The following is a 1597-nucleotide window of genomic DNA, read 5'->3' as shown; positions in this document are numbered from 1 at the left end:
GAGCGGGCCTGAACATGCGGACCGGTCCGATTTGCCGCAATGTGCAAGATGCGGCAAAAATATTGGACGTAATCGCAGGTTACGACCCTAAGGACGAGGCCACCGTGCTGAGCATTGGACGCCGGCCGACGAAGCCCTATGCCAGCTATACCGCGGCGAAGCGGCTGGACGGTGTCCGGATCGGCGTGGTCCGTGAATACATGGCTAGGGAGTTGTTCTCCAAGGCCGATGAGGAAAGTATCGATATCGTCGAGCACGCCATCGACGATCTTCGCAAACTGGGCGCGACCATCGTGGATCCCGGTCCGAAGGGCGCATTGTTCCAGGCCTGCATCTCACGTGATGCACCGGAACTTATGAACAGTGCGTTTACGCGCCAGAATCGGGAGCTGTTCCCGGTCGATGCCGCGGGCCAGCCCCAATCCGATCAGATTGCCACGTTACTCGATATGCACGCCGATGCGGCGCGGGTTCCGCAAACTGTTTCACTGCGCAGCTTGAACGGGCTGGGTGTTCCCGGCGAAGACAAATACATGCTGAATAAGTACCTGCAGGAACGCGGCGATGCTAACATCAAATCCAACGCAGATCTCATCGCGAAGGCTAGGTTCTACGAGGATCCTAATTTTCCCGATAGGAAACAGGCCAGGCAGGCCGCCGAACGCGCCACTCTGTTGGATACATCGGCACGCCTTCAGGCCCGCTACGCCCTTCAAACCGTTTTCCTGCAGTGCATGCAGGAACAGCGGCTCGACGCGCTCGTTTCACCAATGTCCACTGTCCCGCCGCGAAAGCTCACATCGCCGCGTGAACCCAACGTGAACGGCCGCCCTCCGATCGGCTGGTCACTGATCGGTCAGCAAGGTTTCCCTGCCATCACCGTGCCTGCCGGCTTTACGACGCAAATCTGGGACCGTCTGTCCGACGCCGGCGGCGGCACACGCTTGATCGGACCCATACAGGCGAACTTGCCGGTCGGCGTTGATTTTATAGCACCTCCCTTTGACGAAGCAACGCTCTTCCGCATCGCCTCCGCATTCGAAGCCGCAACCAGGCATCACAAGCCGCCGCCGGAGTTCGGCCCGCTACCTGATGAACCGTAGTTCCCCCCCGGCGCTCTACCCAACGCCTTTTCACTTGCCGGCTTGCAAGCGACGGTTTTCGGTTCTTCGCCACCAGTGATATTGTCAGGTGCGTGAACACGCCCGTTCTCTCAAAAACCCAGGAACGACGGACAGCTCACTCGCGAAACTCCTACAGCAAGCGGCTTGTGCTATGTCGTCATCACTTCATTCGAAGCAAAACGGCCTGATGAGATGATCGGATGTGATTGATTAGCCGGGTCTGCGTGCCGTATTGTGGGCTACGAGTTCCGATTTTGAGTATCCACCAGAAGCGGCTTTCAACAAGTCGGTGTTTATTAGCATCCCCGAGGTTAAATGGTGTAGCTTATTGTAGCTTATGAGTCCGTTTCCCTCCGTATCTGTCGGGGAGCCGATCTTTGAATTTTGAACAGGTAAGGGTCCTTCGGTACCCTTCAGTGTGCCCGTGCTTCGATTGTGGTTCTGGATGTCGTGGGTTCAAATCCCACCAGCCG

General features: G+C 57.4%; 1 protein-coding gene. It reads left to right on the top strand.

The window, feature by feature from the left end; all coding sequences use genetic code 11:
• On the top strand, window positions 1-1103 hold a 1103-nt coding region (locus WBR57_RS08770), incomplete at its 5' end, for an amidase family protein (protein ID WP_424083489.1).
• Between the last annotated feature and the right edge of the window lie 494 nt (window positions 1104-1597).

It is taken from the genome of Pseudomonas sp., from assembly GCF_049590575.1.
In the GTDB taxonomy this organism is placed as follows: Bacteria; Pseudomonadota; Gammaproteobacteria; order Pseudomonadales; family Pseudomonadaceae; genus Aquipseudomonas.
Note: the sequence above shows the minus strand (reverse complement) of the source record. Positions and strands in the feature narration are given on the sequence as shown.